Raw genomic sequence first — 22,479 nt, 5'->3', positions numbered from 1 at the left:
CGGAAAAGTCTGATAAGAGATGTCGATAGGTTTTGATTTCGGGATAGCGGCCGTCTATCACCGACCGATGCTTCCTACGCTTCGTCAGCTCCAGTACCTCAAGCTTCTCGCCGAGTACGCCTCGTTCAGCCGCGCCGCCGAGGCCGCGCATGTCAGCCAGCCGGCCCTGTCGGCGGGCGTCCAGGAACTGGAGCGCATTCTCGGCGCGCCGGTGGTGGAGCGGACCCGCGGCCAGGTGCAACTGACGGCCGTGGGCGCCGAGGCGGTGAAACGGGCCGAGGACGTGCTGGCCCGCACCGAGGACCTGGTCGAGGCGGCGAAGAACGCCGGCAAACCGCTGTCCGGGCGGTTCCGCCTGGGCGTGATTCCGACGGTCGCGCCCTTCCTGCTGCCCGCGAAACTGCCCGGTCTGAAGACCGCCTATCCGGCGCTGCGCCTGTTCATCCGCGAGGACCTGACGCCGCGGCTGGTGGCGGGACTGAAGTCCGGTCTGCTGGACGCGGCGGTGATCGCCCTGCCCTACACCGCTCACGGCGTCGACCACGCCCGCATTGGCGACGACGAGATCCTCGCGGCCGCGCCGCTGGGCCACGCCCTGGCCGGGCCGGGACCTATCGCGCCGGGTTCGCTGAAGGCCGAGGACCTGATCCTGCTGGAGGACGGCCACTGTTTGCGCGACCAGGCGCTGGCGGCCTTCGACATCGAGGCGCCGAAGGGCGACGACGTGTTCGCCGCGACCAGCCTGCACACCCTGGTGCAGATGGTGTCGTCGGGGCTGGGCGTGTCCTTCCTGCCCGAGATGGCGGTGCGTGCGGGTCTGGCCGACATGCCGGGCGTGGTGGTTCGCTCCATCGCCGCCAGGGCGCCGCGCCGCGAGATCGTGGTGGCCTGGCGCACAGGCTCCAGCCGCGCCGCCGAGGCGCAGCTGCTGGCCGAGGCGCTGAAACTGGATTGATCCGGGTTCGGCCGACGCGCGCCCCCTGAGGTTGCGCGGTCGCTTCATTACGACTCCGTAAGGTGCAGGCGCCGAGGCGGCCTGTCAGGTTCGCCGAAAGTCCCGCGCGCGCGGGATGCGGAGCCTGTTCCCCATGAAGTCCCGTCTGATCCTCACCGCCGCCGCCTCGGCCCTGCTGGCCGGCGTTTCGGCCTGCGCCACCGTCAGCGCGCCGCAGCAACAGGCGGTCGCCGCGCCGGTCCTGACCTGCGCCCCGACGCCGGCGCCCGCCGCCGTCGCGCCGGGCGAGGTGCCGCCGCTGGGCTTCCGCGAATGCGTGCTGCCGAACGGGATGAAGGTCTACACGCTCAAGGACGCCTCGACGTCGAACGTGACCGTGCAGGTCTGGTACCGCGTCGGCTCCAAGGACGATCCGGCCGGGCGCTCGGGCTTCGCCCACCTGTTCGAACACCTGATGTTCAAGTCGACCAAGAACATGCCGACAGAGACGTTCGACCGGCTGACCGAGGACGTGGGCGGGTTCAACAACGCCTCCACCTGGGACGACTTCACCAACTACTACGAGGTGGTGCCGGCCAATCACCTGGAGCGGCTGCTGTTCGCCGAGTCCGATCGCCTGGGCTCGCTGGTCGTCGACGCCGACGTCTTCGCCTCGGAGCGGGACGTGGTGAAGGAGGAATACCGTCAGAGCTATCTGGCCAATCCCTACGCCCGCTTCTTCGGCCTGTTCGCGCCGCAGACCATCTATGAGAACCATCCGTACCGCCGCCCGGGCATCGGCTCGATCGAGGAGCTGAACGCAGCGACCATCGACGACGTGCGCCGCTTCCACGCCACCTACTATCGGCCGGACAACGCCGTGCTGATCGTGGCGGGCAATTTCGATCAGGCGAAGCTGGACGGCTGGATCGAGCAGTATTTCGCCGGGCTGACCAATCCGGCCACCGCCCTCCCCGCCAACAATGTGGTCGAGGCCGAGCCGACCGGTCCGCGCGAGGCGACCTTCTATGGCGCCAACGTGCCGCTGCCGGCGGTGATGCTGGCGTGGCGGACCGTGCCCTACGGCGACCCGGACCGTGCGGCCCTGACGGTGCTGGACGGCATTCTGTCGACCGGCGAGAGCAGCCGCCTGTACCAGTCGCTGGTCTATGAGAAGCAGATCGCGGCCCAGGCCAGTTCGAGCCCCGACTTCGCGCAGCAGGCGGGCAATCTGACCGCCTATGCGATCATGGCCGACGGCAAGACGCCGGAGGAGGGCCTCGCCGCCCTGCGCGCCGAGGTGGCCCGCTTCCGCGACGAGCCCGTCAGCGCCGCCGAACTGGCCGAGGCCAAGAACGAGTTGGTCGCCGACATCCTGCGCTCGCGGGAAGGCGTGGACGATCGCGCCAATGCTCTGGGCTTCGCCCTGATGTGGGACGGCGACGCCGCGGCCGCCGACCAGGAGGTGGCCGCGCTGCAGGCCGTAACCGCCGCCGATGTGCAGCGGGTGGCCAACCGCTATCTGACCGAACAGCGCATGATCACCATGCGCTACCTGCCCGCCGACGAGGCCCATCCGCCGTCGGAGCAGAACAAGGACGTGGACGCGCCGGTGCATGTGGCCGATCTGGCCCCCGCCGGCGAGCCGACGGTGCTGCTGCCCGAGGCCGAACGCGCCGCCATCCCGACGCCGGGACCCGAGGTGTCACCGGCGACGCCGGCCGTGGCCGACTTCCGCCTCGACAACGGGCTGCGGGTGCTGGTCGCCCCGACCGAGGGCGTGCCGCTGATCTCGGCGCGTCTGGGCTTCGACGCCGGCACGCGCAACGACGGCCGCCTGCCGGGCCTGGCGACCATGACCGCCGGCCTTCTGACCCAGGGCACGACGACGCGCTCGGCGCCGCAGATCGCCGCCGAGATCGAGGGACTGGGCGCGACCGTGGGCGCCGGGGCGGGGGTGGACTTCACCAACGTCTATGCGAACTCGCCCGCCGACGTCTTCCCGCAGACCCTGGCCCTGATGGCCGACGTGGTCCGCAATCCGGCCTTCGCCGCCGAGGAGCTGGACCGTCAGCAGTCGCAGACGCTGGACGGCCTGCGCGTGACCCTGACCCAGCCGGGTCCGGTCGCCTCGCAGGCGGTTGGCCGGGTGATCTATGGCGACGCCGCCTATGGTGCGCCGGGATCGGGCACGGTGACGTCTGTGCCGGCCATCACCCGTGAGGACGTGGCGCGGTTCCATCAGAGCTATTTCTCGCCGAAGGACGCGACCCTGGTGTTCTCGGGTGCGATCACGACCGAGCAGGCGCGCACCCTGGCGCAGCAGGCGTTCGGCGACTGGCGCGACACGCGTGTGGCGACAGTGACGGCAACCAATCCGGCCGGTGCGGCGCTGGCGCCGCGCGTCGTCGTGATCGACCAGCCGGGCGCGGGCCAGGCGGCGGTGGTGGCGGCGGTGCGGGGCATCTCGCGCGCCGACGCCGACTATTTCCCGCTGTCGCTGGGCAACACGGTGCTGGGCGGCGGCTATTCCTCGCGCCTGAACCAGGAGGTGCGGATCAAACGCGGCCTCAGCTACGGCGCCGGATCGTCGCTGGGCGCGCGGGCGGAAGAGGGCGTGTTCACTGCCTCGGCCCAGACCCGCAACGACGCGGTGCCGGCGGTGGCGGATCTGATCCTGGAGGAGATCAACCGCATGGGCACCGAGCGCACGACCGAGACCGACCTGTCGCCGCGTCGGGCGGTGATGATCGGCGGCTTCGGGCGCTCGCTGGAGACAGTGGACGGCCTGGGCGGCTTCGTCGCCAACCTGGCCCTCTATGACCTGCCGATGAGCGAGCTGGCGGCCTATGCCGGCAACGTCCGCGCCGTGACGCCCGAGCAGATCGAGGCCGCCTTCGCCCGGCATCTGCCGGGGTCGGAGGCCAGCGTGGTGATCGTCGGCGACGCGGCGCAGTTCATCGAGGCGCTGCGGGCGAAATATCCGAACGTCGAGGTCATCCCGCTGTCGAGCCTGAACCTGGACCGCGCGACGCTGCAGTAGGGGCCGACAGGGTGGGGCGGACTGTTCGCGGGTCGCCCCCACCCGGCTTCGCCTGCGGCTCAGCCACCCTCCCCGGGACGGGGAGGGAGAGGTGTCAGGCCGACAGGCAGACCACCTGGGCGACCCTCAGCTCGCGGCGGAGTTCGTCGGCGACGAGGCCGTAGTTGCCGACTGTGACGATGCGGCCGGTGAGGGGCTCGTCGGCCTTCTGAACGCCGCGGATGGCGGGGCCGAAGGTGTCGGGGGCGGTGGTGTAGATGCGGCCGCGGCGCGGGCTTTCGGCGATGGTGACGCCGATGGCGCGGCCCTGACGATCCAGCACCGGCGCGCCGGACAGGCCGGCGAGGGTGCCGCCGAGGCCGTCGGTGCGGCCGACCTCGGCCCAGGCCAGGACCGGTTCGTCGCGCTGGCCGCGGCCGCGCACCTTCAGGGTCTCGCGACCCAGCAGACGCGAGGTGATCTCGCCGGCGCGGGCTTGTGGGAAGCCGGGGTGGAAGGCGCGCTGGCCGGCGCGCAGGACCCTCGTGTCGGCGATCGGAATGGCCGGGGCGCCGCCCTGGGTCAGCAGAACGGCGACGTCTGCGCGGGGCGCGAGGCGGACGTCGGCGGCGACGGCGCGGCCTCCGCCGACCATGATGGCCGGACGCCGGCAGCCCTCGACAACGTGGCGCGCGGTGACCCAGGCGCCCTCCTGGGCGATCGAGAAGGCGGTGCCTGAACTGGGCTGGAAGGGGATGTCCGGCGCATGGACGGTGACGGCCGGGTCGAACGGGGTGACGGGGCCCAGCAGGGCGCCCTCGACCTCGTCGGGCGGCGGCGGTGCGGGCGGGGCGTCGGCGTTCTCGCGGTGCGCCAGCGAGGCGAACAGCAGGGCGCCGAGCACCGCGGAATAGATCAGCCAGTCGGGCGGACGGGAGGCCATGGCCTCAGCCCGTCAACGCGGCGGCCAGGATCAGGGCGGTCGACAGCTTGGCCCCGACCAGCAGGACGGCGGCGGCGATTTCGCCGTCGCGGATGCGCTGCGGCAGGCCGGTCAGCAGCATGTCGACGATGCGGAAGGCCAGCAGCTGCAGCACCAGGGTGGCGACGCCCCACAGGGCGATGTCCTTGATCGAGGTCGAGACGCTGAGGCTGACGGCCAGCGGGATGGCGAGACCCAGCAGCACGCCGGCGTAGGCGACGGCGGCGGCGGCGTTGCCCTCGCGGATGAGGGCGATCTCCTTCCACGGCGTGAACAGGGCGTAGATCACCGCCCCGATCAGCATCAGGCCGAGCGTGACGCCGAGGTGCGCCATGGTGGTCGGGAAGCCGGTCGCGAAGGCCTGGACCTCGGCGCTTTCGAGCACTCTGGAAAGGGACGAGGAGTCCATGGGGTCCCGCACTGGTGGTAGTCCCTGACGATTGCCCGTTTTTCGCCCCAATCCGCAAGAGTGACGGCGCCACACCTGGTCAAGATTGGTGTCGCCGTGTGTCCACGGCCGGGGCCGGGGGGTCAGGCGGCTTCGACCGAGTCCGTGTCGGCGGCGGCCTTGCGCAGGGCAGAGGCGCGGACCTTTTCGCTTTCCGACTTCAGCTGGCCGCAGGCGGCGAGGATGTCGCGACCGCGCGGGGTGCGGATCGGCGAGGCGTAGCCGGCCTTGTTGAGGATGGCGGCGAAGCGTTCGATGGTCTTCCAGTCCGAGCACTCGTAGTCGGTGCCGGGCCACGGGTTGAACGGGATCAGGTTGACCTTGGCCGGGATGCCCTCGATCAGTTTGAGCAGGGCGCGGGCTTCCTCGGGGCTGTCGTTGACGCCCTTCAGCATCACGTACTCGAACGTCACGCGGCGAGCGTTGGAGATGCCCGGATAGGCGCGGATGCCGGCCATCAGCTGTTCGAGATTGTACTTCTTGTTCAGCGGCACCAGCACGTCGCGCAGGGCGTCGTTGGTGGCGTGCAGGCTGATGGCGAGCATGGCCGCCGTGCGGGTGCCGAGGGCGTCCAGCTGCGGCACCACGCCCGAGGTCGAGACGGTGATGCGGCGGCGCGACAGGGCGATGCCCTCGTTGTCCGAGATGATGTCGATGGCGTTCGACACGTGGTCCAGATTGTAGAGCGGCTCGCCCATGCCCATGAACACGATGTTCGACAGGCGACGGTCTTCCTTGGGCGACGGCCACTCGCCGAGGTCGTCGCGGGCGACCTGGACCTGGGCCACGATCTCGGCGGCGGTCAGGTTGCGGACCAGCTTCTGGGTGCCGGTGTGGCAGAAGGTGCAGTTCAGCGTGCAGCCGACCTGGGACGAGACGCACAGGGCGCCGGCGCGGCCGACGTCGGGGATGTAGACGGTCTCGATCTCGATGCCCGGGGCGGTGCGGATCAGCCATTTGCGGGTGCCGTCCTTCGACACCTGGCGCTCGACGATCTCGGGGCGGGCGAGGGTGAAGGACTCGGCCAGCTTCGCCTGCATGTCCTTGGCGACGTTGCTCATCGCCGCGAAGTCGGTGACGCCGTAGTGGTGAATCCAGCTCCACACCTGCGAGGCGCGCATCTTCGCCTTCTCGGGCGGGCAGACGCCGGCGTCGATCAGCGCCTGACGCAGTTCCGCGCGCGTCAAACCGGAGAGGTTGACGGGGGCCGTCGCGGGCGCGGCGGACGTGCGGGAAAGGTCGAGCGTGAGGCTCAAGGCGGCATCCTTCGGTAGCGGGAGGCGGGGCTTATACCACAGATCGCGCTGGTTTTAAGGCGGGGGCGGTCGCCACTTCCGCGAAGCGGAGCCCTGGGAAGGTTCATCACGAAGGGCACGAAGGGCTCACGAAGAACACCAAGGAGTTGGCGCGAAGGCTGGGTCTCTTCGTGATCTTTGTGAGCCCTTCGTGTCCTTCGTGACGAACCGATCGGCCGTCGAAACAAGCTCGATGCCGGCTGCGCCGGGAGACGGCTCAGTCCGCCCCGTCCTCGATGTCGTGGATCTGGTCGTCATCCAGCCCGAAATGGTGGCCGATTTCGTGGATGAGGACGTGGGCGATGATCTCGCTGAGGCCGACGTCGCCGCGTTCGACCCATTCGTCGAGGATGGGGCGGCGGTAGAGAAAGATGCGCGAGGGCTCGGGCGCGGGTCCCATGCCGTCGCGCAGGCCGATGTCGACGCCGTGGTAGAGCCCTGTCAGCTCGAACGGATCCTCGATCTCCATCATGTTCAGCGTCTCCTCGTCGGCGAAGTCGTCGACGCGGATGACTACGTCGCCGGCCAGGGAGCGGAACGGGTCAGGCAGGCTGTCAAAGGCTTCGCGCGCCAGGCGGGCGAAGTCGTCGAGCGAGGGGGCGAGCTGGTCGGCCCAGGTGTTCTGTCCATCGGTCATGCTTCGCCATATCGGGGTTTCAGGGCCGCCTCGCAAATCAGGCGCGGCGCGGTATGGTTACCGAATCGGGGCGCGGGGCTCCGCTTGACGGATTTCGGATGGCTGAGGCGGACATCGCCTATGTCGCGACCGCGGGGGCTGCGGGTCTGGCGCTGGCGCTGAGCGCCTGGGCCGCCCGGCTGCGCGGGCGCCTGGCCGTGCGCAACGGCGGGCTGGAGACGGCGATGGTCACCGCCCAGGCCGATATCGCCGAGCGCGACGGGGCCCTGGCGGCGTTCGAGGACGTGCGGCTGGCGCTGACGCCAGGCGGGCGGACGACCCGGTTGGGCGCGCCGGCGGCCTGGGATGCGATCCTGGCCGATCTGACCACGGGCGAGGATGCGCCGACCGATCCGGCCATGGCCGTGCTGGACGCCGTGCGTTCGGGCGCCGGACCGCGACTGGACGCGCTGATCGATCGCGGCGAGCCGTTCGACGCGGTGCTGGAGGGCTCCGGCGGAGCGTGGGCGGTCGAGGGCCGCTCGTCGGCGGGCGCGGCGTGGCTGCGGCTGTCGCGTCTGGGGCTGGTGGGCACGGCGACCGAAAGCGGCCTGGGTCTGCTGGCGGACTTCTATCCGGCGCCGACCTGGATCGTCGATGCGGCCGGACGGCTGGCCTGGGCCAACCAGGCGTGGCTGGCCGAGATGAAGGTCGAAAGCGTCGAGGCGGCGCGCGAGAAACAACTGAGCTTCGACCGCGGCGCGGACGCCATCGTCGCCGAGGCGGGCCGGCTGCATCAGCGGCAGGAAGGCTTCCGCTGGACGACCGGCGGCGGACGTCGCCGCGCCTGGCGGATCGTGGCCGAGCCGGCCCCGGGCGGCGCGGGCGCCGTGCTGGCCTTCGCCCTGGACATGACCGAGGCGGAAGAGACGCGCGACACCCTGCGCCGACACGTCGAGGCGCATGACGAGACGCTGAATCACCTCGCTGACGCGGTGGCCATCTTCGGCCCGTCGAAGCGACTGGCCTTCCACAACACCGCCTTCCAGTCGCTGTTCAGCCTGGACCCGGCATGGCTGGACGAACGGCCGACGCACGCCGAGTTGCTGGACCGTCTGCGCCAGCGCCGGATGCTGCCCGAGGTGGTCGACTACGCCGGCTGGAAGGCCAAGGAGCTGGACTTCTACGGCGCCGCCGAGGCTGCGCCGGACGACAGCTGGTCCCTGCCGGACGGGCGGACGTTGCGCGTGGTGCGCCAGCCCCACCCGCTGGGCGGCATGCTGCTGCTGCTGTCGGACATCACCGACGAGCTGAAGCTGCGCAGCCGGTTCAACGCCCAGATCCAGGTGCAGACCGCGACCCTGGACAAGCTGAACGACGCCGTCGCCGTGTTCGGCTCGGACGGCCGCATCCGCCTGCACAACGAGGCTTTCGAGACCTTCTGGCGGGTCAGCGGCGACCAGCTGCGGGCGGCGGGCGATTTCGACGCCGTGGCGGCCCTGTGCCAGGCGACCATGCCGGATCCCAGCCTGTGGCTGGGGCTGAAGGCGCGGGTGGCCGATCCCGATCCCGAAAGCCGCGTGCCGATCTCGGGCGAAGGGCGCACGACGGACGACCGCATCGCCTCGTGGCAGACCCGGCCGCTGCCGGACGGCGCGACGCTGGTGGCGTTCTCGGACATCACCGCCCGCCGCGGGCTGGAGCATGCGCTCGCGGCCAAGGCCCAGGCGCTGGAGGAGAGCCAGGCTCTGAAGCGCGAGTTCGTGGGCAGCGTGTCGTACGAGCTGCGCACCCCGCTGACGACGATCGTCGGCTATTCCGAACTGCTGGAGACGCTGGGCGACCTGCCCGAGCGCAGCCGCCAGCATGCGGGAGCCATCCGCGTGGCAGCCAGCCAGCTGGCCAGTTCGATCGACGACGTGCTGGACATGGCCCAGATCGACGCCGGCGAGATGGAGCTGACGCTGGGCGACGTGCGGGTCAGCGATCTGCTGGACGAAGCCGCCGGGAAACTCCGTGCACGGATCGAGGGGCGCGGCGCGGCCCTGATCGTCGTCTGCCCGGCCGGTCTGCGGCCGATCCGGGCGGACGCCCAACGCGTCGGCCAGGCGCTGGAGCTGTTGCTGGACAACGCCGCGCGGGCGGTGGGCGAGGGCGGGTCGGTGACCCTGACCGCCGAGCCCGGGCCGGCCGAGGTGCGCATCCGGGTCGAGGACACCGGCCGGGGCATTCCCTATCACCTGCAGGCGCACGTCTTCGATCGCTTCGTGCGGCGCGAGCGGGGCGGTCCGGGCGTGGGCCTGGCCCTGGTCAAGGCGCTGGTCGAACTGCACGGCGGCTGGGCCGAGGTGGAGAGCGAACCGGGCAAGGGCGCGGCCTTCATCCTGCACCTGCCGCTGGAAGCCGTGGGCGTCGCCGCCGCCCCGGAACTGCGCCTCGGCTAGATTTTCAGCCCGACTGGTATAGAGCGGCGGAGAACCGAGGATCCCGCCCATGGCCAAGCCGCTCAAGACCGCCCTGATCTACGACTTCGACGGCACGCTCGCGCGCGGCAACATGCAGGAAGTCAGCTTCATCCCGTCGGTCGGGATGGAGAAGGGCGCCTTCTGGGAAGAGGCTGAGGCCCTGACCAAGGAGGCCGATGGCGACGGCATCCTGATGTACATGCAGCTGATGCTGAACCACGCGCGTCTCAACGATGCGCCGATCACGCGCGACACCCTGCGCGACCACGGTCAGGACGTGAAGCTGTTCGACGGGCTGAAGTCGGACCTGACCGGCAAGGGCTGGTTCGAGCGGATCAACGCCATCGGCGCCGAATACGGCCTGGAGATCGAGCACTACATCATCTCGGCCGGGCTGGAGGAGATGATCGACGGCTGCCCGATCCGCGAGGAGTTCCGGCACGTGTTCGCGTCGAAATTCGTCTACGACAAGCACGGCGTGGCCATCTGGCCGGCGGTCGGCGTCAACTACACGACCAAGACCCAGTACCTGTTCCGCATCAACAAGGGCGTGCTGAACCACTGGGAGCACGACCGCATCAACCGCTTCATGGCCGACGACGACCGGCCGGTGCCGTTCGAGCGGATGATCTTCCTCGGCGACGGCGACACCGACGTGCCGACCATGAAGATGATGCACACAAAGGGCGGCTTCTCGATCGCCGTCTACGACCCGCGCAACAGCGAGCGCGACCAGCAGAAGATCTACGGCCTGATCTCGGAGGACCGGGTCAATTTCGTCGCTGCTGCGGACTATCGCGAGGGCGCGGCGCTGGATCTGATCGTGAAGGGGCTCATCGGCCGGATCGCGATCAATGCGGGGACGATGCCGGAGGGGGTGTGAACCTGCGAGGGTGGGTTTCGTCACAACGTGCACAACGAGGCGCAACGGACACGACGGGAGCGAGCCTTCTTCAGGATCAGTCCAGAAGCGTCTGATTGAAGGACGCCGAAGGCGTCGATCCATCGTTCGGGAGGCCTGCCCAACCGCTGTCGTAGCGGCCCCGCAGTGTTCGTTGTGACTCGTCGTGTTCGTCGTGAAGAACCAGGGGACCGCCTTCTTCTGCATCCAAACCGGCGGTCGGCGACGACTACCCTCTGACAGGCGGATGATCCGCCGGAGGGAACGACCGTGAGCCTGACCCGCCTGACGCGCACTGCCATCGGCGGCCTGATCGGCCTGCTGGCCGTCATCGCCGTCCTGACCGCCGCCCCTGCGCGGGCCCAGGAGACGGTGACCGAGACGCCTGTGCCGGGCATCCCGCATGCGGTGCTCTACACCACGGGCGAGGCTGCGCGGCCGGTGGTGGTTATCCTGCACGGGGCGGACGGCAACGACGAGGCCGGGCGGCGCTTCGGCCCGATCCTGGCGGAGATGGGCTATGCGGCCGTCGGCCTGCCCTACTATTCGCCGAACTGGGGCGACTACGGTCCGCCGCCGATGTTCCCGGACCTGCCGGGCAGCTTCATCGACATCCGCGTCGACCAGTTGGCTGAACTGCGCGACGCCTTGCGCGGCATGGATGGCGTAGACGTGGGGCGGTTCGGCCTTTTCGGGGCGTCCAAGGGCGCGGAGTTCGCCCTGATCGCGGCCAGTCGGTACGACTGGATCGACAGCGTGGTGGCCTATGCGCCGACCGACGTGGTCTGGGAGGGCTGGGGCCTGGAGATGGTCGAGGCCGAGGGGACGCGGTCGTCGTTCTCGTTCGGCGGCGAACCGTTGCCGTTCATGCCCTATCGCGGCTTCGTCGAGGGGCTGCTGGCCGGGCCGTCGGCGGACCTGCGGGCGATCCACGAGAACGGCCGCGCCGACCATCCGGAGCGGGAGGCGGGGGCGCGGATTCCGGCCGAGGCCTATCGCGGCGGCCTGCTGCTGATCGCGGGCGGGCAGGATGCGCAATGGAACGCCGGCCGGGCGACGGAGAACATCGTGGCCGCGCGCTCGGCGGCGGGGCTGGACACCGTGGCCCTGGTCTATCCCGACGCCGGTCACGACCTTGTCGGCGACGGCGGGCCGCGGGATACGCCGCGCAGCGGCGGGACGCCGGAAAGCAATGCGGCGGCGCGTCAGGACGCCTGGCCGAAGGTGGTCGCCTTCATGGAGCGGACATTGGAGCCCTAGCGGCCGCCCGCTCTCAGGAATGCGTCGCGGGCGGGCGCGAGGCGAGAGGGGACGAGGCCGCGCAGGGGAGCCTGGCCGCGGCGTTTGACGCCGATCTCATTGCCCTTGCTCCACGCCACCTCGGCGTCGATGACGAGGCCGAGGGCGACGTCGACGATCTGGATCCGGGACGGCAGGGCCATGCCGCGGTCCATGCGGATGCGCAGACCGGCGTCCGAGGCGTCGACGATGAGGCAGGGCATCTCCAGCCCCGGCGCGACGACGACGCCCCGCGAATTGGCGGCGGAGCGGGTCTCGAAACGGCGGTCCTGCGGGGGCTTCATTCGGTGATAGTCGTCGGCACGCGATTTCGATCCAGCTGGATCACGACGTCCGCCGCGATTCCTCCGGCCAGCATACGCCGGGTGATGCGCTCGAAATACTGGATGAAGTTCGCCAGCCGCTCACGCTCCACAGGCGGCAGGTCGGCCGGGGCGACGCCGAGCAGGTCGGCCTCCTGCTGCGAGCGCCAGTCCAGCACGACGCCGAAGTCCGGGGCGCGCAGGAAGACGATGGCGTCGAAACGGGCGGCGAACTCGGCGTAGGGGCCGGCGAGGGAACCGTTCACGGCCCGACGCCAGCCGCCGTCGAGGTCCTGTTCGCGCTCCAGGGCATTGAGGGGCGATGCGAGCGCGGACTCGTCCTCGGCCCGGGCGCTGAGGCACCAGGCGTCGATCAGGACGGCGGAGGGTCTCCCCTCGAAGCGTCGCCAGCGATCGACGGGCCAGCGGTCGTCGCCGCGCTTGTCGAAATCGGGGATCAGAGTCTCGTCGTCGGGGCCGGCGGAAGACAGGTCGTCGATCAGGCGCCGCAGCAGGCCGAGGTCGTGCGTGCCCGGCGGGCCGCGGGTGAGCAGCAGCGGATGGACGTCGCGGGCCAGGGCCTCGCGCTCGGCGCGGGTCAGATAGACGTCATCGATGGAGATCTGGGCGGCGCCGAAGCGTTCGGCGGCGGCGCGGGCGAGCGTCGTCTTGCCGGACCCTTGCGCGCCGACGATCCCGATCAGGGGTGGACGATCTTTCGGTCCGGCGGCGATGAGGCGGCCGACCAGATCGACCAGGTCGGGATGGGCCCGGCTCAGTGCTGGCTTTCCGGCAGGCGGACGATCAGGCCGTCGAGGTCGTCCGAGACGCGGATCTGGCACGACAGGCGGCTGTTCGGCTGAACGTTCTCGGCGAAGTCGAGCATCGACTCCTCCATCGCCGAGGCGCGGCCGGTCTCGGCGGCGAAATTCTCGTCGACGTAGACGTGGCAGGTGGCGCAGGCGCAGGCCCCGCCGCAGTCAGCGTCGATGCCGGGCACATTGTTGCGGATCGCGCCCTCCATGACGGAGAGGCCATTCTTGACCTCAACCGTATGCTCGCGGCCGTCGTGCTCGATGTAGGTGATCTTCGCCACGTCAGGCCGTCGCTTCGCTCTTCTTGCGGCTGGGCGAGACCATCAGCTTCTTGGTCTCGGCGATGGCCTTGGCGGGGTTCAGGCCCTTCGGGCAGACCTGGGCGCAGTTCATGATGGTGTGGCAGCGGTAGAGCTTGAACGGGTCCTCGAGGTCATCGAGGCGCTTGTCCGTAGCGTCGTCGCGGCTGTCGGCGATCCAGCGGTAGGACTGCAGCAGGGCCGCCGGGCCGAGGTATTCGGTCTGGTTCCACCAGTAGCTCGGGCACGAGGTCGAGCAGCAGGCGCACAGGATGCACTCGTACAGGCCGTCGAGTTTCGAACGCTCTTCCGGCGACTGCAGGCGCTCCTTCTCCGGGTCCGGCTCGTCAGACTGGAGCCAGGGCTGGATGGAGTCGTACTGGGCGTAGAACAGCGACAGGTCCGTCACCAGGTCCTTGACCACCGGCTGGTGCGGCAGCGGCGCGATGGCGATCGTGTTGGACGCACACTCGTCCATGCCCTTGGTGCAGGCGAGCGCGTTTCGGCCGTCGATGTTCATCGAGCACGAACCGCAGATGCCCTCGCGGCACGAGCGCCGGAAGGTCAGGGTCGGGTCGATCTCGTTCTTGATGTGGATCAGGGCGTCGAGAAGCATCGGGCCGTGATCGTCGGCCGAGACCTCATAGACGTCCCAGCGCGGGTCGGCGTCGACCTCGGGGTCGTAGCGGTAGACCTTGTAGGTCTTGACGTTCTGCGCGCCGGCCGGGGCCTTGTGGACCTTGCCGGTGGTGGGCTTGGAGCCGCGGGGAAGGGTGAGCTGGACCATGATCAGTAAACCCGCGCCTTGGGCTCGATGTATGCGATGTCCTTGGACATCGGCTCCTTGTGGACCGGACGGTAGTCGATCGACACCTGCTCGCCGGGACGCTTCCAGGCGAGGGTGTGCTTCATCCACGTCTTGTCGTCGCGCTCCGGATAGTCCTCGCGGGCGTGGGCGCCGCGGCTTTCGGTGCGGTTCAGGGCGCCCTCGATGGTGACCATCGCCTGATCGATCAGGTTGTCATACTCGAGGGTCTCGACCAGATCGGTGTTCCAGATCAGGCCGCGGTCGGTGGTCTTGATGTCGACGCCGGCGGCGTGGATCGCGCGCAGCTTGTCGACGCCTTCCTGAAGGGTCTTGCCGGTGCGGAAGACGGCGGCGTCGGACTGCATCGCGTGCTGCATCTCGACGCGCAGCTTGGCGGTCGGGGTCGAGCCGTTGGCGTTGCGGAAGCGGTCGAGGCGGGCCAGATGGCCGTCGGTGGTCGAGGCCGGCGCGTCCGGCACCTTCGACGCCTTGTCGACGACCTCGCCGCAGCGCAGGCCGGCGGCGCGACCGAACACGACCAGGTCGGTCAACGAGTTGGAGCCCAGACGGTTGGCGCCGTGCACCGAGACGCAGGCGGCCTCGCCGACGGCCATCAGACCGGGGACGACGCTGTCCGGGTTGCCGTCACGCAGGGTCAGGACCTCGCCGTGATAGTTCGTGGGGATGCCGCCCATGTTGTAGTGGACGGTCGGCAGGACCGGGATCGGCGCCTTGGTGACGTCGACGCCGGCGAAGATCTTGGCCGACTCCGAGATGCCCGGCAGGCGCTCGTGCAGGATGGCCGGATCGAGGTGGTCGAGGTGAAGGAAGATGTGGTCCTTCTTCGGACCCACGCCGCGGCCTTCGCGAATCTCGATGGTCATGGAGCGGCTGACCATGTCGCGCGGGGCCAGATCCTTCACGGTCGGCGCATAGCGCTCCATGAAGCGCTCGCCTTCCGAGTTGGTCAGATAGCCGCCCTCGCCGCGGGCGCCCTCGGTGATGAGGCAGCCGGCGCCGTAGATGCCGGTCGGGTGGAACTGCACGAACTCCATGTCCTGCAGCGGCAGGCCGGCGCGCAGCACCATGGCGTTGCCGTCGCCGGTGCAGGTGTGGGCCGAGGTGGCCGAGAAGTAGGCGCGACCGTAGCCGCCGGTGGCCAGGATGACCAGCTTGGCGCGGAAGCGGTGCAGGGTGCCGTCGTCCAGCTTCAGCGCCGTGACGCCGGTGCAGGCGCCGTCCTGCATGATCAGATCGAGGCCGAAATACTCGACGAAGAACTCGACCTCGCGGCGGACCGACTGGCCGTACAGGGTGTGCAGGATGGCGTGGCCGGTGCGGTCGGCGGCGGCGCAGGTGCGCTGCACCGGGCCTTCACCGAAATTGCGGGTCATGCCGCCGAAGGCGCGCTGGTAGATCTTGCCTTCATCCGTCCGGCTGAAGGGCACGCCCCAGTGCTCCAGCTCGTAGACGGCCTTGGGCGCGTTGCGCACGAGGTATTCGATGGCGTCCTGGTCGCCCAGCCAGTCCGACCCCTTGACGGTGTCGTACATGTGCCACTGCCAGGAATCCTCGCCCATGTTGCCGAGCGAGGCGGAGATGCCGCCCTGTGCCGCGACGGTATGCGAGCGGGTCGGGAAGACCTTGGTGACGCAGGCGACCTTCAGGCCCTGCTGGGCGGCGCCGAGGGCGGCGCGCAGGCCGGAGCCGCCGGCTCCCACCACCACGACGTCATAGGCGTGATCGACGAATTCGTAGGCGGCCAACGATCAGGCTCCGAGACCGGCCGGGAGCGGGGCCGAGCCCAGCGCCAGGCGCACGAGGAAGAAGACGCTGGCGAAGGCCAGGGCGAGACACAGCAGGCCGATCCCGCCGAGCAGGGCGGTGCGGGTCGACGGCTTGTGGATGTAGTCGTCGACGACGACCTTCAGGCCCATCCACATGTGCCAGATGCTGATCAGCAGGGTGGCGGCCAGCAGGATGGCGTTGACCGGCGACCGGAACCATCCGGTCGCGCCGTCGTAGCCAGCGCCGGAAACGGTCCAGGCGCTGGCGAAGGCCCAGAGGGCCAGCGGGACGAGGATGAGAGAGGTGAGGCGCTCGGCCTTCCACTCGCCGGCGCCTTCGCGCTCGGACACCTTCACATTGCGGACGAAGCGTGCGGGCTTGCTCACAGGACCACCTTCCCGCTGAGGAACAGGGCGGCCCAGAAGCCGACGGCGAGGACGATGGCGGCGACGATGCTGATCCAGGTCAGGGTGTCGGCGCCCTTGATCGACAGGCCGGAGCCGGCGTCCCAGATCAGGTGACGGACGCCCGCCGTCAGGTGGTAGGCGGCGGCCACGGTGATCCCGAACCAGATCAGCAGACCCAGCGGCGAGCCCATGAGGCCGGTGTAGGTCGCATAGGCGTCAGGACCGCAGGCCGCGGCGACCATCCAGGCGACCACGAACAGGGCGCCGAACGACAGGCCGATGGCCGCGCCGCGGTTGAGGATCGACCCCCACATGGTGATGTGGAAGCGCCAGATCTGGAGATGCGGCGACAGGGGACGGACACGGCCGTTGGGCTGACGCACGAACCGGCCGGTCTGATCGGTGACCGGATCGTTGGACGCGTCGCCCGGCTGGGGAGAGCTCGACATATTGCGAATGGTTCTCAAAAACCCGAAGGAATTCAGGCGCTCGAAATCGGTGAACAGGCTTTAGTCAGCGGGGCAGGGAGGGTCAACGCAGCCCGGACGAGAGTATGCGTTTCCCGTCGGGCGATTTGGTTCCCGCGACCCGATCACGATTTCGCGTGTTGCCCGTCTGCACTAGCCGACTGGCTCGCGGGAGTTCAGCTTTCTCCTCGTCATGTCGGGATTAGTGGTCGTCGCCCTGGCGAGTCTGCTTGCACAGCAGGCTGCGCCCCATCCATCCACGCTGCGGGCCTATGAAGCCCCCGTGGTGAGGCCGTTCGAGCCTGCGCCCGACTTCGGCCTGGAGCCGGCGCAGGGCGACGGAGAGGCCGCGGCCGACCGCCGGCCGCTTGAAGCTCCGGTCGCGGTCGACGCCTATGCCCGTTCCTATGAATTCTCGCCCGGCGACGCCGAGGCGGCCTACGACCAGGGGGTGGCCTCGGCCGAGGTGCGCGCCGATCAGGCCGCCGGGCCGATGGCCGGTCGCTGGCAGGTCGCCGACGAGCGAGGCGAGCTGACCTTCGGCCTGTTGCTGAACGAGACGGGCGGCCTGGTCGAGGGCGGCTGGCGGCAGGGCGGACGGTCCGGCGCGGCGGCTTACGAGGGCGGAGTGGTCACGTTGGACGGCCTGGGCTCGCTGGCCGTGGCCGCCGACGGCCGGAGCGGCGTTCTGACCCGGGGCGAGCGCTCGACCCCCGTGATCCTCAGCCGGCCGTAGCCAGCCGCGCGCGCGACACCGCCGCCTGCAGGGCGGACGCGCCGTAGTGAACCGCTGCGCCGCGCCCCCAGACCGGATCGGGCCACAGGCCGTCGTCCGGACGGCGGCCCACCACATGGACATGAAGCTGGGCCGTGACGTTGCCGAGGGCGGCGACGTTGAGCTTGGCCACCGGGCGGTCGGCGGCGTCGCCGAGGGCGCGGACGATGTCGCCGGCGCGGACGATCTCTTCCATCAGGGCGGCGCGTTCAGCGGTAGTCAGGTCCTCGATCTCGCGCAGATCGGCGCGGCGCGGGATCAGGATCAGCCACGGAAAGCGGGCGTCGTCCTGCAGGCGGACCTGGCACAGGGACCAATCGCAGGCGATGACGGAGCCGGCGTCGAAGGCGGGATCGGCTTTGAACAGGGTGGCCATGACGCCCTCGGTCGCGCGGCGCGACCGGGGCGTCAAGCGAAAGGCCTCAGTTCAGGCCGTAGACCACGCAGGACTGGTCGGTGAGTTCGCGCAGCGGCGGCTGCAGCGCCAGACGGGCCGCCTCGATCTGGGCTTCTGACGGCGCGCCGGGTGCGGCCGGAGCCGGCGGCGGGGGAGGCGGAGGGGGCGGCGGCGCGTAGGCCGGCTCATAGGAGACGTCTGAGGCCATGGCGGCGCCTGCCCCGTAGGACGGCCAACCGGCCAGGACGTCGGTCTGGCAGGCGCGGCCGGTCGGATCGATGACGCGGACATTCCCCAGCGACGCGCCGGCGTTGGAGGCAGCCTGACGCGCGCGCGTGGCGGCGTCCTTGACCGCTTCCGCCTGCAGCCAGGTCTTCATGGCATTGTCCGGCTCGAGGTTGAACCAGACCTGGCCGATGTAGGTCGGCTGGGTGGCGACGACGGTCGCATAGACCCGCTCAAGCACGCTCATGTCGCGCAGGGTGACGCTGACGGTCGCTTCCGCCTGGTAGCGTTCGATGCGGTCGGAGCGGACGTTGTCGCGCAGCACGCCGTTCTCGTCGCGGTACTGGTCGTAGAGCGGGCGGGTGGTCAGCGTGGTCTCGACGCGGACCACGTCTACGCCATAGGCGCCCAGGGCCTGGCTGAGGGCGCGGATCTGGTCGGCGGCCTTGCGCGAGGCGTCGGCGGCGCTGCGGTCGATGGACTGGAAGGTGGCGCTGAAGCCCGCGCGGTTGGCCGGCACCTGGGTGCGGACATGGCCGATGGAGGCGATGACCGGATCGCGCATCCACCACGGCGCGGGCACATAGCGGTCCCCGATCGTGGCCGGCGGGGTCTGGGCGAAGGCGACGGCAGGCAGGGCGGCGGCGGCGATGAGGACGGCGAGGGTCAGGCGGCGCATGCGAGGTGGCTCCCTTGTTGTTGAGGGGAGCCTGACCGTCGGCCGCACTCCGGTAAAGCTTGCGCGCGCGGATCGTCAGGGGCCGTCAGACTATTGTCTGGATAGAAATTATCTATCGATGAAAGCCGCTTCGCATCATTGACTTTGTGCAGCGCAACCGCCATTTCGCGGCTGCGGCGCCGCTCCCCCGGCGTTCCAGAGCTTCCTTTTTCAAGCACCACCAGGAGAACAGCGCATGCTGGGCGTCGGTCAAAAACTGCCGGAATTCAAGATCATTGGCGTGAAGCCGGGCTTCAACAGCCACGAGGAAAACGGCGTTTCGGCGTTTGAGGCGGTCACCCAGGACAGCTTCGAGGGCAAGTGGAAGGTCATCTTCTTCTACCCGAAGGACTTCACCTTCGTGTGCCCGACCGAGATCGCCGAGTTCGCCTCGCTGGCCCGTGATTTCGAAGACCGCGACACCGTCGTCCTCGGCGGCTCGACCGACAACGAGTTCGTCAAGCTGGCCTGGCGCCGCGACCACGCCGACCTGTCGAAGCTGCCGATCTGGCAGTTCGCCGACAACGGCGGCAAGTTCGCCCGTGAACTCGGCGTCCTCGACGAGGCCGAAGGCGTTGCCCTGCGCGCCACCTTCGTCGTCGACCCGCACAACGTCGTGCAGCACGTCTACGTCACCAACCTGAACGTCGGCCGCGCGCCGGCGGACACCCTGCGCGTCGTCGACGCGCTGCAGACCGACGAGCTGTGCGCCTGCAACCGCCCGGTGGGCGGCGAGACCCTGGCCGCGTAATAGTAAGGCCAGCGTTTTCCTGACAGGCGGCGGCGCGAGCCGCCGCCTGTTTTGTTTCCATCCTGTGCGCTAACGCTCGCGACGCGGTCGCTCGCTGCTTGAGCGCAGACCAACAGGGCTCAACGAGGCCGAAGGCCGGTAGCCCAAGCAAAGGATCACCTTCGATGTCGATCGACGCCCTGCGCGACCTCATCCCGGCCTATGGCAAGGACATCTCCCTGAACCTCGGTTCGCTCGCGTCCGAGACGGTGCTGAACGACCAGCAGAAGTGGGGCTGCTTCCTGGCCTCGGCCCACGCCATCGGCGTCGGCCCGGTGGTGAAGGCGATCGAGGCCCAGGCGGCCACGGTGCTGTCGCCCGAGGCGATGAACGCGGCCAAGGCCGCCGCCGCCATCATGGGCATGAACAACATCTACTATCGCGCCCTGCACCTGATGAAGAACCAGGAGTACACGACCATCCCGGCGCGCCTGCGGATGAACGTGATCGCCAATCCAGGCGTCGAGAAGATGGACTTCGAGCTGTGGGCGACCGCCGTCTCGGCCATCAATGGCTGCGGCGCCTGTCTGGACGCCCACGAGGGCACGATGCGCCAGCACGGCGTGCCGGCGACCCAGATCCAGGCCGCCCTGCGCATCGGCGCGGTGGTTCACGCCGCCAGCCGGATCGTCGCCTCGGAAACCGCGCTGGCGAACTAACCGGCGGGGGCGGCCCAGTCCGTCCCTTTCAGGACGGCGGCGTAGGTCCGGCTGACCGGCGCCGTCGATCCGTCCGACAGGCTGAGCTCGCCGCGGCCGGACTTCCAGAGGGCGGTCTGGACCGCGGTGCGCGCCACCCACCACGAGCGATGGGTGCGGAAGCCGTCGGCGGCGCCCAGCGCCTCGAGCGCATCGCCGAAGCGCATCAGGACGAGCGCCGAGCCCGCCTCGGTGCGGATGCGCAGATAGTGGTCCTCGGCCTCGACGGCGACGAGGCGGGCCCGGGCGAGCCGCGGCGCCAGCTTCGACCGGATGGCCGGCGGGGCGACATCCGGAGACGCGGGACGCTCGGCCCGGGGGCGCAGGGCTGTGCGGGTCAGCCACGCCAGGCCGACGACCGCGACATTGATCGTCAGCACGCTGGGCATGGTCCAGAAGACGCGGTCGAAGGTGAAGGAGCGCCCGAACAGGATCACCGGAATGACCGCCACCCAGATCGAGATCGGGGGCGTCATGGCGACGATCTGGGCGAGGGCGAAAAGGCGCGGGCGTTCGGGAAAGAGCCGCGCCACCCACGGCTCGATCAGGGCGGCGATGACGCCGCCGCCGACCAGGCCGAACAGCCAGTACAGATTGCGCTGGAGCGCCGGAATCTCTTCCGTGTCGAAGGCCGATGTGGCCGCGAGGAAGACGCCGAACAGCGCCAGGCCGATCAGTTCGACCATGCTGGTGCGGCCCAGCCGGAGGCCGCCCGGACGCCCTTTCAAAACTTCGGTCGTCACGCCCCGCTCCGTTCGCGAAGCGGTCGAACCCGTTCGCGAAATCAAGGCTGACACGCCCGGCAAGCCGGTTTCAAGCGGCAGTCCTGTTTTCGAGGGAGCGGACGGATGAAGCGAGCGGCGGCGGGAGTGGTGTTCGGGCTGACGGCCCTGATGTGTCTGGGCGTGGCTCTGGTCAGCGCACGGTATTTTTTCCCCAACCCGGTCGGGGCGGAGGGGATGGCGATCCATCTGGCGGCGCGGCCGGCGGTTCTGATCGCCCATGTGGCCGGCGGGGTGACCGCGCTGGCGATCGGCGTATTCCAGCTGGTGACCCGGCGCGGACCGCGGCGCGTGTGGCACCGCTGGGCGGGGCGGGTCTATGTCCTCGCCGTCCTGATCGGATCGGTCGCGGGCCTCGGTCTGGCGCTGACCAGCACCGCCGGTCCGATGGCGCACTGGGGGTTCGGCCTGCTGGCGGTGGCCTGGTTCTCGACCACGGTCATGGGCTGGAGGAAGGCGGTCGCCGGCGAGTTCGGCCAGCATCGTCGCTGGATGATCCGTAGCCTGTCCCTGACCTTCGCGGCCGTGACCCTGCGGATCATGCTGCCGCTGATCCCGCTGACGGGGATGGATTTCGTCGAGGCCTACCGGTGGGTGGCCTTCCTGTGCTGGGTTCCGAACCTGCTGGTCGCCGAGCTGTGGATCCGGCTGAGCGGCTGGCCGGAGGCCCCTACGCGCGCGCTTCAGACCTCGCCGCGTTCGAGATAGCGCATCCAGCGCTGGAAGCCCGCGCCCATGACGCCGTCGACGCCGTCGGCCATGGCGCCCAGGCCCGGCCCTTCGACGGTCATGACCCAGGTCGGTGTCCAGCCCCGGTTGGCGGGCGGCCAGGTGACGGTCAGGACGGCGCTGGTGGCCTTGCCCTTCAGCGGGCCGAAGGGGGCCTCGAAGACGATGCGGGCGGGTTCGACGGACACGACGCGGGCATGCTCGAACTGCGTGCCGTCGGCCAGCTTCTCGCACCAGCAGCCGCCGGGCGTGAGGTCGACGGTGATGTTGGCCGCGTCGCCGCTGTAGGTGTGGGCGCTGTCCCACCAACGGCCGACGTCGACGAGCGTGCCGGGGATGTCGCCGGGATCGATCCCGGCGCCGACCTCATAGCGCAGGGTGAAGCTGTCGGCGGTGCGCGCGACCACTTCCGCATCCGCCGCAGAGGCGGTCAGCAGGCCGAAGGCGGCGACAAGGCCGGCGATCGTGGATTTCAGCATGATCGATCCTCCCGCCGCCATCGGGCGACGGAAGCGCG

General features: G+C 69.7%; 24 protein-coding genes. 9 read left to right on the top strand and 15 right to left on the bottom strand.

Annotated features, from left to right (window positions below):
* The first annotated feature begins 67 nt into the window (after positions 1 to 67).
* Positions 68 to 955, top strand: coding sequence for a hydrogen peroxide-inducible genes activator (locus tag GGR12_RS00755; protein WP_183201849.1), 888 nt, complete (start codon positions 68 to 70; stop codon positions 953 to 955).
* A 133-nt stretch (positions 956 to 1,088) separates the two neighbouring features.
* Positions 1,089 to 3,977, top strand: coding sequence for a M16 family metallopeptidase (locus tag GGR12_RS00750; RefSeq protein WP_183201846.1), 2,889 nt, complete (start codon positions 1,089 to 1,091; stop codon positions 3,975 to 3,977).
* 94 nt (positions 3,978 to 4,071) lie between these two features.
* On the opposite strand, the gene GGR12_RS00745 is transcribed toward GGR12_RS00750, so the two are convergent.
* From GGR12_RS00745 to GGR12_RS00730, 4 genes are all read right to left on the bottom strand, one after another.
* On the bottom strand, positions 4,072 to 4,899 hold the full coding sequence (locus GGR12_RS00745) for a S1 family peptidase (RefSeq protein ID WP_183201844.1): 828 nt from the start codon (positions 4,897 to 4,899) through the stop codon (positions 4,072 to 4,074).
* A 4-nt stretch (positions 4,900 to 4,903) separates the two neighbouring features.
* Entirely contained in the window at positions 4,904 to 5,347 is a 444-nt protein-coding gene (locus GGR12_RS00740) for a DUF350 domain-containing protein (RefSeq protein WP_183201842.1), read from the bottom strand.
* Positions 5,348 to 5,469: 122 nt separating this feature from the next.
* Positions 5,470 to 6,642, bottom strand: coding sequence for a dual-specificity RNA methyltransferase RlmN (rlmN, locus tag GGR12_RS00735; protein ID WP_183201840.1), 1,173 nt, complete (start codon positions 6,640 to 6,642; stop codon positions 5,470 to 5,472).
* Positions 6,643 to 6,898: 256 nt separating this feature from the next.
* The gene (locus GGR12_RS00730) at positions 6,899 to 7,318 is read right to left on the bottom strand and encodes a metallopeptidase family protein (protein ID WP_183201838.1); all 420 of its coding nucleotides are present in this window, start codon (positions 7,316 to 7,318) and stop codon (positions 6,899 to 6,901) included.
* Between the two features lie 98 nt (positions 7,319 to 7,416).
* On the opposite strand from GGR12_RS00730, the gene GGR12_RS00725 reads away from it, so the two are divergent.
* The 3 genes from GGR12_RS00725 to GGR12_RS00715 all read left to right on the top strand — a co-directional run bounded on the left by GGR12_RS00725 (position 7,417) and on the right by GGR12_RS00715 (position 11,923).
* Positions 7,417 to 9,741, top strand: coding sequence for a PAS domain-containing sensor histidine kinase (locus tag GGR12_RS00725; protein ID WP_183201833.1), 2,325 nt, complete (start codon positions 7,417 to 7,419; stop codon positions 9,739 to 9,741).
* 49 nt (positions 9,742 to 9,790) lie between these two features.
* The gene (locus GGR12_RS00720) at positions 9,791 to 10,645 is read left to right on the top strand and encodes an HAD family hydrolase (RefSeq protein WP_183201822.1); all 855 of its coding nucleotides are present in this window, start codon (positions 9,791 to 9,793) and stop codon (positions 10,643 to 10,645) included.
* Between the two features lie 288 nt (positions 10,646 to 10,933).
* Positions 10,934 to 11,923 (top strand): acyl-CoA thioester hydrolase/BAAT C-terminal domain-containing protein, encoded by a 990-nt coding sequence (locus tag GGR12_RS00715; protein ID WP_183201819.1) that lies wholly within the window; start codon positions 10,934 to 10,936, stop codon positions 11,921 to 11,923.
* Here the strand turns inward: GGR12_RS00715 and GGR12_RS00710 are convergent.
* From GGR12_RS00710 to sdhC, 7 genes are read right to left on the bottom strand one after another with little or no spacing between them, the layout of a single operon-like run.
* Positions 11,920 to 12,246, bottom strand: a complete 327-nt coding sequence (locus tag GGR12_RS00710; protein ID WP_183201817.1) for a PilZ domain-containing protein — start codon at positions 12,244 to 12,246, stop codon at positions 11,920 to 11,922. The genes GGR12_RS00715 and GGR12_RS00710 overlap by 4 nt on opposite strands.
* Positions 12,243 to 13,106, bottom strand: a complete 864-nt coding sequence (locus GGR12_RS00705) for a kinase (protein WP_343053042.1) — start codon at positions 13,104 to 13,106, stop codon at positions 12,243 to 12,245. Before GGR12_RS00705 ends, GGR12_RS00710 begins: the two co-directional genes overlap by 4 nt.
* Positions 13,040 to 13,360 (bottom strand): 2Fe-2S iron-sulfur cluster-binding protein, encoded by a 321-nt coding sequence (locus GGR12_RS00700; RefSeq protein ID WP_183201814.1) that lies wholly within the window; start codon positions 13,358 to 13,360, stop codon positions 13,040 to 13,042. Before GGR12_RS00700 ends, GGR12_RS00705 begins: the two co-directional genes overlap by 67 nt.
* Before the next feature lies 1 nt (position 13,361).
* Positions 13,362 to 14,165, bottom strand: a complete 804-nt coding sequence (locus tag GGR12_RS00695) for a succinate dehydrogenase iron-sulfur subunit (protein ID WP_183201812.1) — start codon at positions 14,163 to 14,165, stop codon at positions 13,362 to 13,364.
* 2 nt (positions 14,166 to 14,167) lie between these two features.
* Entirely contained in the window at positions 14,168 to 15,952 is a 1,785-nt protein-coding gene (gene sdhA / locus GGR12_RS00690) for a succinate dehydrogenase flavoprotein subunit (protein ID WP_183201811.1), read from the bottom strand.
* Between the two features lie 3 nt (positions 15,953 to 15,955).
* Positions 15,956 to 16,360 carry a succinate dehydrogenase, hydrophobic membrane anchor protein gene (gene sdhD / locus GGR12_RS00685; RefSeq protein ID WP_183201808.1) on the bottom strand — a complete coding sequence of 135 codons (405 nt, stop codon included), beginning with the start codon at positions 16,358 to 16,360 and terminating at the stop codon, positions 15,956 to 15,958.
* Complete coding sequence (sdhC, locus tag GGR12_RS00680; RefSeq protein ID WP_183201806.1) at positions 16,357 to 16,830, bottom strand: succinate dehydrogenase, cytochrome b556 subunit; 474 nt, start codon at positions 16,828 to 16,830, stop codon at positions 16,357 to 16,359. The genes sdhD and sdhC overlap by 4 nt, the downstream gene beginning before the upstream one ends.
* Before the next feature lie 223 nt (positions 16,831 to 17,053).
* Between sdhC and GGR12_RS00675 the strand changes: the two genes are divergently transcribed.
* Positions 17,054 to 17,584, top strand: coding sequence for a hypothetical protein (locus tag GGR12_RS00675; protein ID WP_183201804.1), 531 nt, complete (start codon positions 17,054 to 17,056; stop codon positions 17,582 to 17,584).
* On the opposite strand, the gene GGR12_RS00670 is transcribed toward GGR12_RS00675, so the two are convergent.
* Both GGR12_RS00670 and GGR12_RS00665 read right to left on the bottom strand, forming a co-directional pair.
* Complete coding sequence (locus GGR12_RS00670) at positions 17,571 to 17,999, bottom strand: HIT domain-containing protein (protein WP_183201802.1); 429 nt, start codon at positions 17,997 to 17,999, stop codon at positions 17,571 to 17,573. The genes GGR12_RS00675 and GGR12_RS00670 overlap by 14 nt on opposite strands.
* 46 nt (positions 18,000 to 18,045) lie before the next feature.
* The gene (locus GGR12_RS00665; protein WP_183201800.1) at positions 18,046 to 18,924 is read right to left on the bottom strand and encodes an SIMPL domain-containing protein; all 879 of its coding nucleotides are present in this window, start codon (positions 18,922 to 18,924) and stop codon (positions 18,046 to 18,048) included.
* A 235-nt stretch (positions 18,925 to 19,159) separates the two neighbouring features.
* Here GGR12_RS00665 and GGR12_RS00660 point away from each other — a divergent pair, with 235 nt between their 5' ends.
* Together GGR12_RS00660 and ahpD are read left to right on the top strand one after the other, a co-directional pair.
* Entirely contained in the window at positions 19,160 to 19,714 is a 555-nt protein-coding gene (locus GGR12_RS00660) for a peroxiredoxin (RefSeq protein WP_183201797.1), read from the top strand.
* A 164-nt stretch (positions 19,715 to 19,878) separates the two neighbouring features.
* Positions 19,879 to 20,412, top strand: coding sequence for an alkylhydroperoxidase, AhpD family (gene ahpD / locus GGR12_RS00655; RefSeq protein ID WP_183201796.1), 534 nt, complete (start codon positions 19,879 to 19,881; stop codon positions 20,410 to 20,412).
* Here the strand turns inward: ahpD and GGR12_RS16795 are convergent.
* The gene (locus GGR12_RS16795; protein ID WP_183201793.1) at positions 20,409 to 21,194 is read right to left on the bottom strand and encodes a LytTR family transcriptional regulator DNA-binding domain-containing protein; all 786 of its coding nucleotides are present in this window, start codon (positions 21,192 to 21,194) and stop codon (positions 20,409 to 20,411) included. The genes ahpD and GGR12_RS16795 overlap by 4 nt on opposite strands.
* A gap of 105 nt (positions 21,195 to 21,299) precedes the next feature.
* Here GGR12_RS16795 and GGR12_RS00645 point away from each other — a divergent pair, with 105 nt between their 5' ends.
* Positions 21,300 to 21,941 carry a DUF2306 domain-containing protein gene (locus GGR12_RS00645; RefSeq protein ID WP_183201790.1) on the top strand — a complete coding sequence of 214 codons (642 nt, stop codon included), beginning with the start codon at positions 21,300 to 21,302 and terminating at the stop codon, positions 21,939 to 21,941.
* Here GGR12_RS00645 and GGR12_RS00640 read toward each other — a convergent pair.
* Complete coding sequence (locus GGR12_RS00640) at positions 21,917 to 22,441, bottom strand: SRPBCC family protein (protein ID WP_183201788.1); 525 nt, start codon at positions 22,439 to 22,441, stop codon at positions 21,917 to 21,919. The two genes, GGR12_RS00645 and GGR12_RS00640, sit on opposite strands and share 25 nt — an antisense overlap.
* Positions 22,442 to 22,479: the final 38 nt, after the last annotated feature.

This window comes from Brevundimonas lenta, assembly GCF_014196335.1.
Lineage (GTDB): Bacteria > Pseudomonadota > Alphaproteobacteria > Caulobacterales > Caulobacteraceae > Brevundimonas > Brevundimonas lenta.
The sequence above is the reverse complement of the archived record's forward strand: the minus strand, read 5'-3'. Positions and strand labels throughout refer to the sequence as shown.